The 15,175-nt window shown below is 71.6% G+C and carries 10 protein-coding genes; 7 read left to right on the top strand and 3 right to left on the bottom strand.

Annotated elements, in window-relative coordinates:
- Window positions 1-10 precede the first annotated feature (10 nt).
- The 7 genes from ACWIGI_RS09330 to ACWIGI_RS09300 all read left to right on the top strand — a co-directional run bounded on the left by ACWIGI_RS09330 (window position 11) and on the right by ACWIGI_RS09300 (window position 12,575).
- Window positions 11-1,894 (top strand): DUF4132 domain-containing protein, encoded by a 1,884-nt coding sequence (locus ACWIGI_RS09330; protein ID WP_454201875.1) that lies wholly within the window; start codon window positions 11-13, stop codon window positions 1,892-1,894.
- Between the two features lie 252 nt (window positions 1,895-2,146).
- Window positions 2,147-2,359 (top strand): hypothetical protein, encoded by a 213-nt coding sequence (locus ACWIGI_RS09325; RefSeq protein WP_454201874.1) that lies wholly within the window; start codon window positions 2,147-2,149, stop codon window positions 2,357-2,359.
- 71 nt (window positions 2,360-2,430) lie between these two features.
- The gene (locus ACWIGI_RS09320; protein WP_454201873.1) at window positions 2,431-5,742 is read left to right on the top strand and encodes a DUF4132 domain-containing protein; all 3,312 of its coding nucleotides are present in this window, start codon (window positions 2,431-2,433) and stop codon (window positions 5,740-5,742) included.
- A 35-nt stretch (window positions 5,743-5,777) separates the two neighbouring features.
- Window positions 5,778-6,821, top strand: a complete 1,044-nt coding sequence (locus ACWIGI_RS09315; RefSeq protein WP_454202257.1) for an ATP-binding protein — start codon at window positions 5,778-5,780, stop codon at window positions 6,819-6,821.
- A gap of 5 nt (window positions 6,822-6,826) precedes the next feature.
- Window positions 6,827-9,454: a DUF5682 family protein gene (locus tag ACWIGI_RS09310; protein WP_454201872.1), complete on the top strand. Its 2,628-nt coding sequence runs from the start codon at window positions 6,827-6,829 to the stop codon at window positions 9,452-9,454.
- Window positions 9,451-10,575 carry a VWA domain-containing protein gene (locus tag ACWIGI_RS09305; RefSeq protein ID WP_454201871.1) on the top strand — a complete coding sequence of 375 codons (1,125 nt, stop codon included), beginning with the start codon at window positions 9,451-9,453 and terminating at the stop codon, window positions 10,573-10,575. Before ACWIGI_RS09310 ends, ACWIGI_RS09305 begins: the two co-directional genes overlap by 4 nt.
- Window positions 10,572-12,575 carry a hypothetical protein gene (locus tag ACWIGI_RS09300; protein ID WP_454201870.1) on the top strand — a complete coding sequence of 668 codons (2,004 nt, stop codon included), beginning with the start codon at window positions 10,572-10,574 and terminating at the stop codon, window positions 12,573-12,575. The genes ACWIGI_RS09305 and ACWIGI_RS09300 overlap by 4 nt, the downstream gene beginning before the upstream one ends.
- 248 nt (window positions 12,576-12,823) lie before the next feature.
- Here ACWIGI_RS09300 and ACWIGI_RS09295 read toward each other — a convergent pair whose 3' ends face one another.
- The 3 genes from ACWIGI_RS09295 to ACWIGI_RS09285 all read right to left on the bottom strand — a co-directional run bounded on the left by ACWIGI_RS09295 (window position 12,824) and on the right by ACWIGI_RS09285 (window position 15,085).
- On the bottom strand, window positions 12,824-13,291 hold the full coding sequence (locus ACWIGI_RS09295; protein WP_454201869.1) for a gamma-glutamylcyclotransferase family protein: 468 nt from the start codon (window positions 13,289-13,291) through the stop codon (window positions 12,824-12,826).
- Complete coding sequence (locus ACWIGI_RS09290) at window positions 13,288-14,064, bottom strand: MBL fold metallo-hydrolase (RefSeq protein ID WP_454201868.1); 777 nt, start codon at window positions 14,062-14,064, stop codon at window positions 13,288-13,290. The genes ACWIGI_RS09295 and ACWIGI_RS09290 overlap by 4 nt, the downstream gene beginning before the upstream one ends.
- Before the next feature lie 112 nt (window positions 14,065-14,176).
- Window positions 14,177-15,085, bottom strand: coding sequence for a hydrogen peroxide-inducible genes activator (locus ACWIGI_RS09285; RefSeq protein ID WP_454201867.1), 909 nt, complete (start codon window positions 15,083-15,085; stop codon window positions 14,177-14,179).
- Window positions 15,086-15,175: the final 90 nt, after the last annotated feature.

The following is a 15,175-nucleotide window of genomic DNA, read 5'->3' as shown; positions in this document are numbered from 1 at the left end:
GGGCCCCGACATGACAATCGCACCACAGCACGAGATCGTGCACCCGCCGAGCAAGGTCACCACCGCGGCGCTCGCCGAACTGCCCGAGTTTCTGAGTACACCGCCGTGGGAGCGGGGCGCGGCGGTGCCCCGGCCCGCCCTGGTCCGGAACGTGGCCGAGCCACAGCCGCTCGCGCTGCGATGGCTACCCGGTGAGCAGGCACGGTGGGCGAACGTGCCCGCGAGTACCTGGCCCCCGGTGAAGGACTGGGCGGTGGAGGTCGAGCGGCACCTCACGCTGGAGTACCTGCGCCACGGCACCGCGAAGGTCTTCGCGCTGGCACCGGTGGAGCTGGTCGCACCGCACCTGGAGGTACTGCGCGCGAACTTCCGCACCAGTCGGCAAGACGTGCTGTGCCGGTTGTTCGGCCGGTTCGGCGACGAGGTCCTTGACGCCGCGGTGGCCGCGGCCGTCGAATTCCCGCGCTCCAACGCGGGGGCGCTGCTACCGGTGACCGGGACGACGGTCACGACCTTCATGACGAAGGAGTACCACACCGCACGCGGCCGGGCGGTGGCCGTTTCGTGGTTCGATCGACATCTCGCGGCCGCGGCCCCCGACCTCATCGCGACGGCGGTGGGCAAGCCCGGGCGCGACCGGGTCCGGGCCTGGACCATCCTGCGCGCGTACGCCGCGCAGGGGCGGTCCGACGAACTCCACACCGCAGCAGAGGGTTTGGGAGCGAAGGCGGCGGCGGCTTTCGCGAACGAACTCGCCGCGGATCCCCTGTTCCACCTGCCCGGCGAGATTCCCGCGCCGCCGTCCTGGCTCACCGTTGCCACGCTGCCGCCGATCGTGTTGTCCGAGCGCCGATCCGCCCTGCCGCCCGAGGCGCTCGCGACCGTGTGCGCCATGCTCGCGCTGTGCACGCCGGACACCGAGTACGCGGGCATCACCCGCCTCACCGGCATCGCGGAACCCGAGAGCCTGACCGCCTTCGCCTGGGCGCTGTTCGAGCAGTGGGAACGGGCCGGCTGCCCGGTTCAGCAGAACTGGGTCTTCCACGCCCTGGGACGGTGGGGCGACGACGAGGTCGCGCGCCGTCTCGCCCCGCGCATCCGCGCCTGGCCCGGCGAGAGCGCGCACGCCCGTGCCGCGACCGCCCTGAGCGTGCTGCCGGCGATCGGCTCCGGGGTGGCGCTGCGCGAACTCGACGCGATCGCCACCGACGTGAAGTTCAAGGCCCTGCGCGCCAAGGCACGAGACACTCTCACGCGTCTGGTCGACGAGGAGGGCGTGGACGCCGACGAACTGGCCGACCGCCTCGTCCCCCACTTCGGCTTCGCCGCGGACGGCACGCTGCACCTGGACTACGGCCCCCGCGCCTTCCACGTCACCCTGGACGAACAGCTGCGCCCCGTCGTCCGCACCGCCGGTGGCTCCCCGCGCCGCACCCTGCCCACCCCCGACGCCCACGACGACCCCGTACTGGCCCCCGCGTCGCTCAAGCGCTTCACCGCCCTGCGAAAGGCGCTGAAAACCACCGGCCCCGAGACTCTTTCCCGCCTGGAGCGCGCGATGACCGACGGCAGGCGCTGGACACAGGACCTGCACCACGAGCTGTTCGTCGACCACCCCGTGCTCGCCCACGTCGCCCGCCACCTGGTCTGGGCGACCTACGACACGAGAAACACTGTCCTCGAGTCGTTCCGGATCACCGAGGACGGCACCCTGACCGATCTCGACGACGCGCCCCTGGTTCCGACCCCGGGCGCGCTCGTCGGCGTCGCCCACCCGACCCACCTCGCGGAGTCCCTGCCCGCCTGGCGAAAGCTCTTCTCCCACCACGCGCTCGAACAACCGTTTCCCCAGCTGCACCGTCCACCCGAGCTGTCCGCGGACGCGGGGTATTGAGCGCCAGATGAGCACTGGCGTTCGCGCGGCGGCAGCGCCGCGAGCAGCGGGCGCACCGACATGGCGTCCTCGAGCAGTCGGTAGCTGAGCTCCTCCGCCCCGAAGGTCTCCACGACCGCGACGGACGCGACTCCCGCCGAAGGCGTTGCGGCCCTTGACTGCTGTCGGGAATGCTTCCGTCGGTCGCGTTGCGCGCGAGCGCCGAATCGGACGCGCCGTCCAGGGCGGCGAGCGCCGCGGCGGCGATGTCGTATGACCGGCCACCGCGGTCGCGGCGAACCGCCCTCGCGCGAGATTTCCGCCGAGTTCGGTGATCCCGAGTGCGGTGATCAGGTCCTGACCCGCGTGCTGCTGACCGCGAACGGTGGCGAGGACCTGTTCCGGCCGGAGCCCATCGCATTCGGCGTCCTCGGCCCGATCGCGGCGTCGGAGGCGCTGCGCGACCTCGCCCACCTGGCCGGGTGAGGCCACCGCACCGGTGTCGGTGCGGTTGTTTACAGTCGGGGCCGAATTACGAACGTGGAAAACGGGGTTTCATGGGTGCACAATCGCGACGCCGGACCGTCGGGGAGGTCAGTGCGGCGTCCGAGGACATTTTCGACCCGACGGCGGTGCAGCGGCGGGGGTTGCTGTACCGGGCGGGATCGGTGCTCGAGTTCCCGGGTCCGGGGATATCGGCGGACGAGGCCGCTGCGCGCGCGGAGTCGTGTGCGGCGTATTACGCGCCCGCGGTGGAGTGGATCGAGGCGAAGATCCCCGTGAGCGGGGGGCGCGGACTCCCGACGGAACCGGGGCCGCTCGGCGCGGTGCCCGTCGACGTCGCGGCCGGCATGCTCTCCCGGATCACGCAGCTCGGATGGCGCGCCACGAGCAAGCAGCGGGCGCAGGCCGACGCGGAGACCTTGGGGTTGCTCGAGCACTGGTATCACGAGCGAGGCATCGAGTTCATCGTGGAGGCGGTGCTGCTCGCCGGCTCGCATCCGCTGTGGTGGAAGGAAATCGGCTGGCACCGCGATGACGCGGCGGATGATCTGCGGCGAATTCTCGGACCCGTTCGCAATCGGCTCGCGGAGTTCGAGCCCGGCGACCCCGCGCTGAACCCCGTCATCGAGGTGATGGAGCGGTACCGGGCAGACGATCTCCTGGGGCGCCGCGCCGTCATCGCCGCCGTACTGCTGCCGTGGCGGCTGGACTGGGTGTCCGCCGCCGTCGCTCGCGCAGCGGATTCCCGCGACCACGGGCATTCGAGCGTATTGGTCGACGCCGCCGCCGAGCCGGACCAGCTGATCGCGCTCGGCCGGGTGCACAGCGGCATCAGTCCCGAACCCGGGGTCGCGCTGGATACCGCGAAACAGGCGATCACACTGGTCAACTCGTTCGGATTCGACATCGCGCCGCTGCTGGCCACCTGGATCGACCACTACACGGTCAAGGAACGCAAGATGCAGGCCCCGATCGCCGACGTGCTGGCGGTCATCCCGACGGACGCCGCGTTCCAGGAACTGATCGCGCGCACCGGAATACCGGTGGTGCTCACCGCGCTGCGGCAGGCCACCGAACGCTTCCCGCGCCGGGCGCTGCGGCTGCTCGACCCCGAACGCGACGCCGACACTCTCCGGGAACTGGTGCACGATCGGCCCGAACTGGCCCGCGAACACCTCCCGTACCTGTCCCCCGCCACCGCCGACCTGGTGCGCGCCGCACTGGAACCGGCCGCGCCCGTCGACGACGACGCGCTCCCGGAGATCCTGCGGACGCCGCCGTGGCTGCGCAAGCGCCCCAAACAGGCGACACTCGCCCTGTCCGGTCCGGCCGAGGTCCGGTGTGCCTGGCTGCCGGAGGAACGCGCGCGGTGGCTGGCGGGTGTCGACCTGTCGAACCACAAGCCCCGTCCCGATCTCCGGGCGCACATGGGCACCCGCGCGCTCACCCCCACCGACCTCGTCGAAATGCTGCACGCCGGACCGGAATTCACCCGTCCGCTGCTGCCGGGAGCGACGATGCAGTACGTGTGGGACCGCGCCGATCCGCTGCGCGCGATCATCGCCACCTACGAGACCGAGGCGTACCCGCTGGCGCTGTCCGCCGCCCGCGCGTTCAGTCGCGAGGTCCCCGACATCATCATGGCCTTCGAAAGCCCCGAGGTGGTGGCCCTGGTGGCACAGTGGCTCCAGCGGCGCACGCTGCGCGCGACGGGTGTGCGATACCTGCGACGGCACGCCGGCTACGCCGCGCGCGTACTGATTCCGGGAGCGGTCGGCAAGGGCGTCAAGGAACGCCGGGTGCACGGCCGCACCCTGCGCACACTGGCCGAACTCGGCCATCTGACCGAAATCAGAACGGCCGCGGCGGAATACGGCCCACCCGCGGTCGCCGCGGTCGAGTCGGTACTGGCCCTGGATCCCGCCGCGGATCTGCCCGCCCGGCTGCCCGTGATCCCGCCGTGGGTGAATCCCGCCGCGCTGCCGCCGATCACGCTGCGCGCCAACGGCCTGCCGCTGCCGCCGGTGGCCGCCGAGCACGTCATCACCATGCTGCAGCTCGCGCTGCCCGGCGAACCCTACGTGGGCTTGGACACGATCCGGCAGCACTGCGACACCCGGTCACTGGCCGACTTCGGCTGGGAGCTGTACCAGCAGTGGTGGCGGGCGGGCGGTCCCACCAAGTTCACCTGGATCTACGAGGCGCTCGGCGCGCTCGGGGACGACGACACCGTCGCCCTGCTGCTCGCCGACATCCGGGAGCGGCGCTCGGACGCGCGCTCGGTGAGCGCGCTGGACGCCTTCGTCACCCTCGGCAGTGACGCCGCGCTGCTGGCGTTGAAGACCATCGGCGACAAGGTCAAGACGCATCGGGTGCGCGAGGGCGCGCAGGCGCGGATCACCGACATCGCCGACCGGCGCGGACTCACCCCCGATCAGCTCGCCGATCGCCTCGTGCCGGACCTCGGACTCGACGAGAACGGCACGCTGACACTCGATTTCGGCCCCCGGCAGTTCCTCGTCGGCTTCGACGAACGGCTGCAGCCCACCGTGGCGAACCTCGACGGCACCACCGTCAAGGCCCTGCCCAAGCCGGGGGCGAAGGACGATCCCGTCTTGGGCGCGCAGGCGCACAGCACCTTTCGCGCCATGAAGCTCACCGTGCGCACGATGGCCGCCGATCAGATCAAACGGCTCGAGCGCGCCATGGTCGAGCAGCGGCGCTTCACCGTCGAGGAATTCCGCACCGGCTTCATCGCGCACCCGTGGCGCCGGCACATCACCCGGCGGCTGGTGTGGGGCGTGTACGAGGGCGAGAAACTGGTGTCCACCTTCCGTGTCGCCGAGGACCGCACCTGTGCGGACCAGGACGATCGGACGCTACCGCTGGCCGAGGACGCCGAACTCGGCATCGCGCACCCGCTGCAGTTCGCCGACGCGGTCCCGCTGTGGAGCGAACTGTTCGCCGATTACGAACTGCTGCAACCGTTCGAGCAACTCGGCCGCGCCGTGTACCCGGTTCCGCCCGAACTGCTCGGCGACCACCGCATCCCCGACGACGGCACGGCGGTGGACAGCACCCGGCTGCTGGGCCTCACCGCGCGCGGGTGGCTGCCGCCCAAGAACACCGACGGCGCGCACATGCTCGAGTTCGAGAAGTCGCTGCCCGGTGGCCGTTTCCTGTCGGTGTCGGCCAGTCCGGGTCTCATGGCGTGGGATCCGCGCGCGAACCCCACCCAGCACCTCACCGCCCGGCTGTGCCGTTCGCACCGCCACCGCGGTGACATCACCTTCGCCGACCTCGACGAGGTCACCGCCTCGGAAGTACTGCGCGACATCGCGTGGCTGAAAGCAGGAGCCCAGTGACGACGACCGAACACCTCCAGCGCCCGCCCGCCGAAATGCGCTGGGCCGCAGACCTGGCGCGGCTGCGCGAGACCGATACCGCGCCCCGCCCGCCCGGCTGGGCGCTGAGCGTGGACGCCGCCAAACGCTTCATCGTCGGCGACCCGGCGCTGGGTATCGCCAACAAGTTCGTCGGGGACGCCTCCCTGGTCGACCGCGCGCTGGTGAGCCTGGCCACCACGCGCGGACTGCTGCTGACCGGCGAGCCCGGAACCGCCAAATCGCTACTGTCCGAGCTGCTTTCCTGCGCCATCTCCGGCGACTCCACGCTCACGATCCAGGGCGGCGCGGCCACCACCGAGGACCAGATCCGCTACGGCTGGAACTACGCGCTGCTGGTGTCGGAGGGCCCGTCGGAGCGATCCATCGTGCCCGCGCCCATGATGCGCGGCATGCGGGACGGCAAGATCGTGCGGTTCGAGGAGATCACCCGCTGCCCGCTCGAAGTGCAGGACTCAATTCTCTCGCTGCTGTCCGACCGGGTGCTGGCGGTGCCCGAACTCGGCGAGATGGTCTACGCCACCGAGGGTTTCAATGTCATCGCCACCGCGAACACCCGCGACCGCGGCGTCAACGACATGAGCGCCGCGCTCAAGCGCCGGTTCAACTTCGAAACCGTGTTCCCCATCGGCGATTTCGGCGCGGAACTGGCACTGGTGGAGGCCGAGGCCGCCGCGTTGCTGCGCCGTTCGGGCGTTCCGCAGGCCCCGCCCCGGGACGTGCTCGAGGTACTGGTCACGGCGTTCCGCGAATTACGCACCGGGGCCACCGATTCCGGCACCCCGCTGGATCGCATGTCCTCGGTCATGAGCACCGCCGAAGCGGTCTCGGTCGCGCACGCGGTCGGCCTGCGCGGCTGGTATCTGCGGGGCGAGGCCGGCGACGGCGCGGACATCGTGCACTGCCTCGCGGGCACCGCCGCCAAGGACGACCCTGACGATCTGGCCCGGCTGCGCCGCTACCTGGAGCAGCAGGCCCCGCGCAAATCGGGGCGCGCCTGGAAAGCCCTGCACGACGCCCGCTTCCAGCTGCCGGGCTGACAACCGTGCACGCTGAAGCGATAGCACTGGGCGCGGTGCGGGTGACCCTGATCGGTGTGCGCCACCACAGTCCGGCCTGCGCGCGGCTGGTGCGCGACACCATCGAGGAACTGCGGCCCGCGCACGTGCTCATCGAGGGACCGGCCGACATGAACGACCGGCTCGAGGAGCTGCTGCTCGGGCACGACCTGCCGATCGCGGTGTTCACCAGCTACCGCGACGACGAGCACCGGCACATGTCGTGGGCGCCGCTGTGCGACTACTCCCCCGAATGGGTGGGACTGCGCGCGGGCCGCGACGCAGGCGCGCAGGTCCGCTTCATCGACCTGCCCGCCTGGCATCGCGCCTTCGCGGGCACCGAGAACCGGTACGCCGACGCCGAACGCCGCTACGAACGCGCCGTCGAGCGGCTGTGCCGGGAGTTCGCGGTCGACAACATCGACGCGCTCTGGGACCACCTGTTCGAGCTGGGCGACCCGGACACCCTGCCCGATCGCCTCGCTGCCTACTTCGAACTGGTCCGCGGCGACGATGACGCCTCGGACGGCGACCTCGCCCGCGAGCGGTACATGGCGGGCTGGCTGGACGCCGCCATCGCGGATCTCGAGAATCGCGAAAAGGCTTCCGGCCCCGCGCATATCGTCGTGATCACCGGCGGCTTCCACCGGCCCGCTCTGGTGCGCCATCTGGGCCGCCGATCGGCAACCGGCGGCCCGGCCGACATCGGGCGAGGCGACGACGGCGAGTACTCCGGCGCGGCCCCCGGTTCCGAGCCGAGCCCGGCCCCCGTTCCGGTCCGATCGAAGGCGGATCACGATGCATCGCATCCGGGCAGTGAACCCGAGTCCGCTACGGAACCAACGACATTCGAGCCGGATGGGAATGATCCAGCCGGGATGATCCGCACCGACGCCGCCGCGGGTGCTCCGGCGCTCGATCCGGCAGGGTGGCCGATCGTGCCCGCGCCTCCCGCCACCGGAACCGGCGGCAGCTACCTGGTGCCGTTCAGCTTCCGGCGACTGGACGCCTTCACCGGGTACCAGTCCGGGATGCCCTCGCCCGCCTACTACCAGCAGCTGTGGGAGGTCGGGCCCGACGCGGCCGCCGAGGGGATCACCCGGTCGGTCGTCCGGCGGCTGCGTGAACGCGGGCAGGCCGTGTCCACCGCGTCGCTGATCGGCGCGCGCACGCTCACCGTGGGGTTGAGCAGGCTGCGCGGGCACGAATCACCCTCGCGCACCGATGTTCTCGACGGGCTCGCCGGCGCGCTCATCACCGAGGCGCTGGAACGACCCCTGCCCTGGACCGGGCGCGGGCACCTGCCCGCCGGCACCGAACCGGTCGTGCTGGAGATGGTCGCCGCGCTCTCGGGTGACACCGTCGGCCGCCTGCATTCGGGCACCCCGCATCCCCCGCTGGTGCACGACGTGGCGCGGGAACTGCGGCGCCACGGCATCCCCGAGGAGGGCCGTCACACCCTCGACCTCGCCACCGGTCCCGGCGGGGAAGCCAGCCGCCTGCTGCATCGGCTGCGGGTGCTCGGGATTCCCGGGTTCACGCGCCGCGGCGGGCCGGCGCTCGGGCGCGCGCCCGAGCTCACCGAAACGTGGTTGCTGACCAAGCAGGATCTGCGGCTGCCCGCCCTCATCGAAGCCGGATCGCTCGGTGCGACCTGCGCCGAGGCCGCGGCGGCCCGGCTCGGCGAACGCTTCGCCGCGGCCGGATCCGATACCGGCGAACTCGCCGAGGTGCTGTTCGACGCCACCCTGAGCGGGCTCTCGGAGCTGTCCGGGCGCATCGTCACCCAGGTGCGCGCGCTCGTCGACGCCGCCGCCGCGCCCACCGGCCTGGGCAAGCTGCTGGCCGTGGCCCTCGGATTGTGGCGCTACGACCGGATATTCGGGGCCGCGCAGTCGCCGACCCTGGCCGTGCTCATCGACGCGGCGGTACTGCGCCTGCTGTGGCTGCTCGAGGGCGTCCGGGGCGGTCCCGCCCCCGCCGACCGCGAACTGCTGAACGCCGTCGCCGCCGTCCGGGACGCGGCACTGCACGCCGCGCCGGTGCTCGGTATCGAGCGCGCCGACCTGGCGGGGGTGTTCCAGCGCTGCACCGCCGCGGACCGGCCGCCCGCGCTGCGCGGTGCGGCCGTGGGCGCGGTCGCGGTCCTCGACCCCGCGGCGGGGGTGAACCTCGCGCACTCGGTGCGGCTGGCGGGCACGCCCGAGATGCTCGGCGACTTCCTCGCGGGTCTGTTCGCGCTGGCCCGCGAGCAGCTGCTGGAAGAAGCGGCACAGGATGATTCGGCCGGCGCGGGCGAACCGCTGCTCGCCGTCCTCGACGAACTGGTCGCGGGCTTCGGCGATGAGGAATTCCTGGCCGCGCTGCCCGCGCTGCGCCTCGCGTTCGCCTGGTTCCCGCCCCGGGAACGGGCCCGGATCGGCGAACGCCTGCTCGCCATGCGCGGGCTGACCACCGATGTGTCCGCGCTGCTGCGCCTGGCGGCCGACGCCGAAACCCTGGCTCACGCCCGCGCGGTCGAACTGCGGGTCGATCACCTGCTCGCCGAGCACGACCTGCTGCCTCCACCGCGCGAATCCCGTTCCCCCAGCACAGAACTCGAGCCCCACGCATGACCGAACTCGACCCGGCCCTGGAACGCTGGCGGCTCGTTCTCGGAGCGCCCGGCGCCGCGATCACCTGCGGCGTCGCCATGAGCTCCGGCGGCGCCGAGCGCGACACCGCCCTGGACTGGCTCTACGAACGCGACGAGGACCTGGACCGGCGCGACATCCGCCGGACCGGCGGCGACGGGCCCTCCATCGTGCACGCGGTGGACTGGCTCGACGACATCCATCGGCTCTTCCCCAAGAGCACCATCGAGCGGCTCGAGCGGGACGCCGTGCAGCGCTTCGGATTACACGAGGTGCTGACCGACCCTGGCGTCCTCGAGCGCCTCGAACCCAACGCCGAACTGCTCGGGGCGGTGCTGCGCACCAAACACCTGATGAACCCCGAGGTGCTGCGCATGGCCCGGCGCATCGTCGAGCAGGTGGTGCGCGAGCTCATGGAGCGGATGGCCACCGAGATCCGGGTGTGCTTCACCGGCACCCGGTCGCGGCGACCCAGCCGCATCCCCCGCGCGGCCGACTTCGATTTCCCGAAGACGGTGCGCGCCAACCTCGCCCACTACCGGCCCGAGGAGAACCGGCTCTATGTCGAAACCGCGCACTTCCGGGCGCGGACCCGGCGGAACATGGACACCTGGCAGGTGATCCTGCTGGTGGATCAGTCCGGCTCCATGGTGAATTCGGTGATCCACTCCGCGGTGACGGCGGCGTGCCTGTGGAACCTGCCCGGCATCAAGACCCACCTGATCGCCTTCGACACCGACGTCGTCGATCTCACCCGCGACGTGGAGGACCCCGTCGAACTGCTCATGCGCGTGCAACTGGGCGGTGGCACGAACATCGGACGCGCCCTCGCCTACGGCGCGCAGTTGATCGAACAGCCCCGGCGCACGATCGTCGCGCTCATCAGCGATTTCTACGAGGGCGGGGACGCGACCTACCTCGTGCGCACCGCCGCGGACATGGTCGCCGAAGGGGTGCACGTGCTCGGGCTGGCCGCGCTGAACGAGGACGCGGACCCGGAGTACGACCGGCACACCGGGCAGCGGCTGGCCGACGTCGGGGTGCACATGGGCGCTATGACGCCCGGCGAACTGGCGAACTTCATCGCCGAGAAGATCGGATGACCCGGATGCGCGCCGACCTGCTCGCCCTGACCGACGACTCGCTGATCTCACTCGCCAACCGCGGCATCTTCAAACGCGCGCTGAAGGAGAACGGCTCCGCGCCACCGGCACTCACCGAGGACGCGGACGGCACGGTCCGGGTCCGGTTCGCCGACGGGACCGAGACCACGCTGCCGCCGGGGGCGACCCTGGAAGCCGCACCGTGCAGCTGCGGCGCGACCTCGGTGTGCCGTCATCGCGTCATGGCGGTGCTGGCCTACCGTGACAGCGCTCCGTCCGCGGCGACGGGGGACGACCCCGGAACCGACTCGGAACCGGCAACGACGACCGATCCGGAACCCGCTGCGGCACAGCCGCCCTGGTCACCCGGTGAGTTCACCGACGACCAGCTGAAGGACCTGCTCGGCACCCGCGCTTTCACCGCCGCGCGCCGCGCGCATCGGGCCGGGTACCGGGCGACCGTGTGCCGGGCCACCGCCTCCGACCCGGTCGCCTCCGTCGAATTGTCCGCGGTGACAGTGCGTTTCCTGGTTCCCGGCGATCTCGGGTACGCCCGGGCCGACGCCGCCCGCGGGGCGCGCACCGACGCCATCGCACTGGCGGTCTGGGCCTTCCGGGCCGCGGACGCGGCGGATCCGGGGCAGGCCCGGCTGGAGGTGTCGGTCGGTGCGGCCGCCGACGGCTCCGCGGCCCGCACTGCCGCGGCGAGCGTGCTGGATCCGCTGACCGATCTGCTCAATGACGGTGTGACCCATGCGGGTCCGGCGCTGCCCGGGGTGTTCGGCGCGGCGCAGCGCACCCTGGATCAGGCCGGCGCCCGCTGGCCGCACGACGCGCTCACCGATCTGCTGGATCAGCTGACCGCCTACCGCGAACGCAGCGCCCGCCACGATCCGCTGCACACCGCCGCCCTGATGACCGAACTCGTCGCGCGGCACCGCGCCGCGTCCCGCTCGGCGGTCACCGCCCTGGGCACCGAGGAGGCCGCGCAGACCCCGCTGCGGCACCTGCGCCTCACCGGCCTGGGCGCGCGCATCACCGGCGACGACGAATCCCGCGGCGTGGAGGTCTATCTCGCGCATCACGACGCCCGGCTGGTCCTGGCGCTGCGGCACGACACCACGATCGCCGAGGGCGCGGAGCCGCCGAGCGCCGCGAGCCTGGGCAACCGCCGCACCGGCGCGGCCCGCCTCCGCGACCTCGCCGCGGGCAACGTGGTCACCGAATCCGCGGTGCGCTCGGCCAATCGCAGTGTGCGCCTGGCGAACAGCCGAGTGGCCCGCACCTCGGTGCTGCCCTCCGCCGGCGACTGGTCCACCCTGCCCCCCGAGCTCCTGCTCACCGACCTGGACGCCGAGTCGGCCCGCCTGGCAGCCCTGCCCCCCGCCCTCATCCGCCCCCGGGTGCGCGGCGAATCCGTTCGCGCCGTGGTCGTCACAGACGTCACCGCCGTGCACTATCTCCCCGGCGACCAGCGCCTCGAGGCCACCCTCCACGCCCCCACCGGGACGGTGACCCTCTCCCACACCCACTCCGGCTTCGCCCCCGGCGAGGTGGATAGCCTGGCCCACCTGCTGTCGGGCGAATCCGGCCCGGTCCGCTACGTCGCGGGCGCCCTGCACCGCGCCCACGGCCGCCTGGTCCTGGATCCGACCGCGGTGGTCGCCGGCGACACCGTGCACGTCCCCTGCTTCGCGACGGCCGACACAACTCTCCCCCCGACTACTCACCAAGGTGATCACTCACCTCTCACCGCCGCCGTGACAGCCGCCCTCGCCCTGACGGCGGAGGTCCCCCACCGCGGCACACGCCACCTTCCCCCCAGCTGGTTCACCCGCGCCGCCGAGTCCGCCGCGACCCTGCGCCGCCTGGGCCTCTCCACTGCTGCCGCGACCCTGACCACCCTCCACGAATCCCTGTCCGCCCCAGTCCCTCCCGCTCCCCTCGACACCTGGTCGACCACCCACCTCCGCCTCCTGCTCACCGCCGACCAACTCTGACGCCCACGTACAGCGAGCTAGCCGTCCTTCGGCGACAGGGTCGAGGGGCGGAACCCGCTCCGCCGCGGGCATGGGCGCTTCGTCGCGGGTTACCGGCGGAGTCGTGGTCCCCGGTGAACACGGCACCCGAGGACCATCGGCCCCGGTCGAACGCGGGCGCCTGCGGCAGCGGGCCCACAGCCGCACGTAGGAACCCGGAGCGTCGATCACGGCGAACCATCGGTTTCGTTACCGAGATCCGTCAGCGGTCAGGCGGTTTCGGTCAGCAGGACCAGGTCGCGGCGCCAGGAGGCGCACATCTCGACGTACGAAGGCAGCCGGTCGATTCTGAACTCGGTTGCGGACCAGTCTTTTTCGGCGACGGCGGCGGTCCATACGTAGGTCCAGGCGTAGGTCTCGCGGTCGCCCGCGTGCACCGGGATCGGGCACAGGTCGTACTCGTCGTCCTCGAAAGCGTCCAGTACCCGCCATTCGGGTGGGGTCAGGCCGTGCAGCAGGAAGCCGGCGGCGACGGCGCCGGGGGCGGGCACCAGGCCCGGGTACACCCGCTCCGGCAGCGCCGCCACCCGGCGGCCGGACGCGGTCGCGGCCTCCAACCCCGGTGTGCGGCCGAGCAATTCGTGCAGCACCGCCGGAAACTGCAGCGTCCCGTAGACGAACAGCGGTTCGCCTGCGGCGGGCTGCCGACGGCGCGCCCAGCGCCCGGCCGAACTCATCGCCCGGCCAGCCGCGCGAAGATCGCCGGATCGTGCGAGTTGATCACGGTCAACTGGTGGCCCTGTGCACGCCGCAGCTCGCGCAGGCGCTGCTGGTTCTCCCGATAGGCCCCGCGCACCAGCGACCCGGTCTCGTACAGCTTGACCTGCCACGGCGTGTGCGGCTGCTCCGGATCGATCGAGCTCTCCACCATGAACGAATCACCGGCGTGCAGCAGCCAGCCCCGGCCGGAGTCGATGGCGTAGCCGACGTGCCCGCGGGTGTGCCCGATCAGCGGAACGGCCAGAATCTCCGGCGGCAGTCCGGGCAGGTCGCGCACGGTGCCGAAACCGAACCAGTCCTCGCCGCCCTCGACCTCGTTCACCATCCACTTGGGTCCGTGCGCCCACTGCGGTGCGCGATAGCGCAGGCGCTCGGAAATGGTGGGCAGCGCCATGGCGGCGCGAAACTCGGGGCCGTGCACGTGCACCGTGGCCTCGGGGAAGTCGGCGAGCCCGCCGGAGTGATCGAGATCCAGGTGTGTGAGCAGAATGTGCCGCACGTCGCGCGGGTCGTAACCGAGTCGCTGAATCTGGCGCACCGCGGTCTCGGCCTCGGCGAGTTTGGCGCCCAACGCGAATCGCGACAGGCCCACCATGCGCCCCGGATCCCGCACGCAATCGAGACCGTAACCGGTGTCGACCAGGACGAGTTCGTTCCGGGTCTCGATCAGCAAACAGTGATCGACGAGCCCGAACCCCATGGTGCCGCAGTTCAGATGGTGGATCCGCATGGGCTCGAGCGAACCAGAAGGCACCGAACCGGTCAATTGGAACCCCGCACGGCCCGTATACGCGCACCCCGGAGCGCCCCGCGCGGGGTGCGCGCGATCACACGCGCGGCGCTCAGTGCGGCCGATGGCTGCGAATGATCTCCGCGAGTCGTTCGTAATCCTCACCGCGCGCGGTGGACGAGCGATACGCCAGCCCCAGCGTGCGTCCGGGCGCGGGCGCGGCGAAATGCGCGATATCCAAAGTGCCACGCGAGGTTTCGGCCCGGACCGCCATCTCCGGAATGAGCGAGACGCCGAGATCGCCCGCGACGCACTGCACCACGGTCGCCAGCGACGCCGCCCGGGTGTCGCCCACCGCGCCCGGATGCGCGTCGGCGGACCGGCACAGGTCCAGGGTCTGGTCGCGCAGGCAGTGCCCCTCGTCGAGCAGCAGCAGCGGCTGCGCGTCCAGGTCGGCGGGCCGCAGATCCTCGCGCCCGGCGAATTCGTGCCCGCGCGGCACCACGAGGACGAATTCCTCCGCGTAGAGCGGAATCTCGACCAGGCCGGACGCGTCGGTCGGCAGCGCGAGCAGCGCGACATCCAGCACACCCGAGCGCAGCCCGTCCAGCAGCCGCCCGGTCTGGTCCTCGATGACATGCGGCACGAGCGTGGGCAGCTGCCTGCGCAGCTCGGGCAGCAGCGTCGGCAGCACATACGGGGCAACCGTGGGAATGATGCCCAAACGCAGTGTGCCGCCGAGCCCGGACCCCGCGGCCGAGGCCACGAACCGATCCGCCGCCTCGAGCGTCGCCATGGCCTGTGACAGCAGCCGTTTGCCCGCCGGGGTGACCAGTACGCGACGCGTACTGCGTTCGATCAGTTGCAATCCCAGTCCGTTTTCGAGCGATGCCAGGGCCTGGGATAACGTGGGCTGGCTCACCCCCAGCCGGGCCGCGGCGGTACCGAAGTGGCGATACTCGGCGATCGCTACGAACGCACGCAGCTGCGACAGGGTCGGCTGATAAGTTTGATCAGTCACGCCTATCAGTATAGTGCGACCGATCACCTTTACCTTTTACCGAGGTCGAGGCAAGATCGTTCGCAACAGTCACGACACGATCGCATCGAC

This window comes from Nocardia sp. NPDC055321, from assembly GCF_053645575.1.
This window is presented reverse-complemented; position numbering and strand designations above follow the sequence as displayed.

Excerpts from the sequence above, each read along its gene's own strand:
- ACWIGI_RS09290 (WP_454201868.1), bottom strand. The coding sequence starts at position 14,064 with ATGCGGATCCACCATCTGAACTGCGGCACCATGGGGTTCGGGCTCGTC.
- ACWIGI_RS09300 (WP_454201870.1), top strand. The coding sequence starts at position 10,572 with ATGACCCGGATGCGCGCCGACCTGCTCGCCCTGACCGACGACTCGCTG.
- ACWIGI_RS09330 (WP_454201875.1), top strand. The coding sequence starts at position 11 with ATGACAATCGCACCACAGCACGAGATCGTGCACCCGCCGAGCAAGGTC.
- ACWIGI_RS09320 (WP_454201873.1), top strand. The coding sequence starts at position 2,431 with ATGGGTGCACAATCGCGACGCCGGACCGTCGGGGAGGTCAGTGCGGCG.
- ACWIGI_RS09325 (WP_454201874.1), top strand. The coding sequence starts at position 2,147 with ATGACCGGCCACCGCGGTCGCGGCGAACCGCCCTCGCGCGAGATTTCC.
- ACWIGI_RS09315 (WP_454202257.1), top strand. The coding sequence starts at position 5,778 with ATGCGCTGGGCCGCAGACCTGGCGCGGCTGCGCGAGACCGATACCGCG.
- ACWIGI_RS09305 (WP_454201871.1), top strand. The coding sequence starts at position 9,451 with ATGACCGAACTCGACCCGGCCCTGGAACGCTGGCGGCTCGTTCTCGGA.
- ACWIGI_RS09295 (WP_454201869.1), bottom strand. The coding sequence starts at position 13,291 with ATGAGTTCGGCCGGGCGCTGGGCGCGCCGTCGGCAGCCCGCCGCAGGC.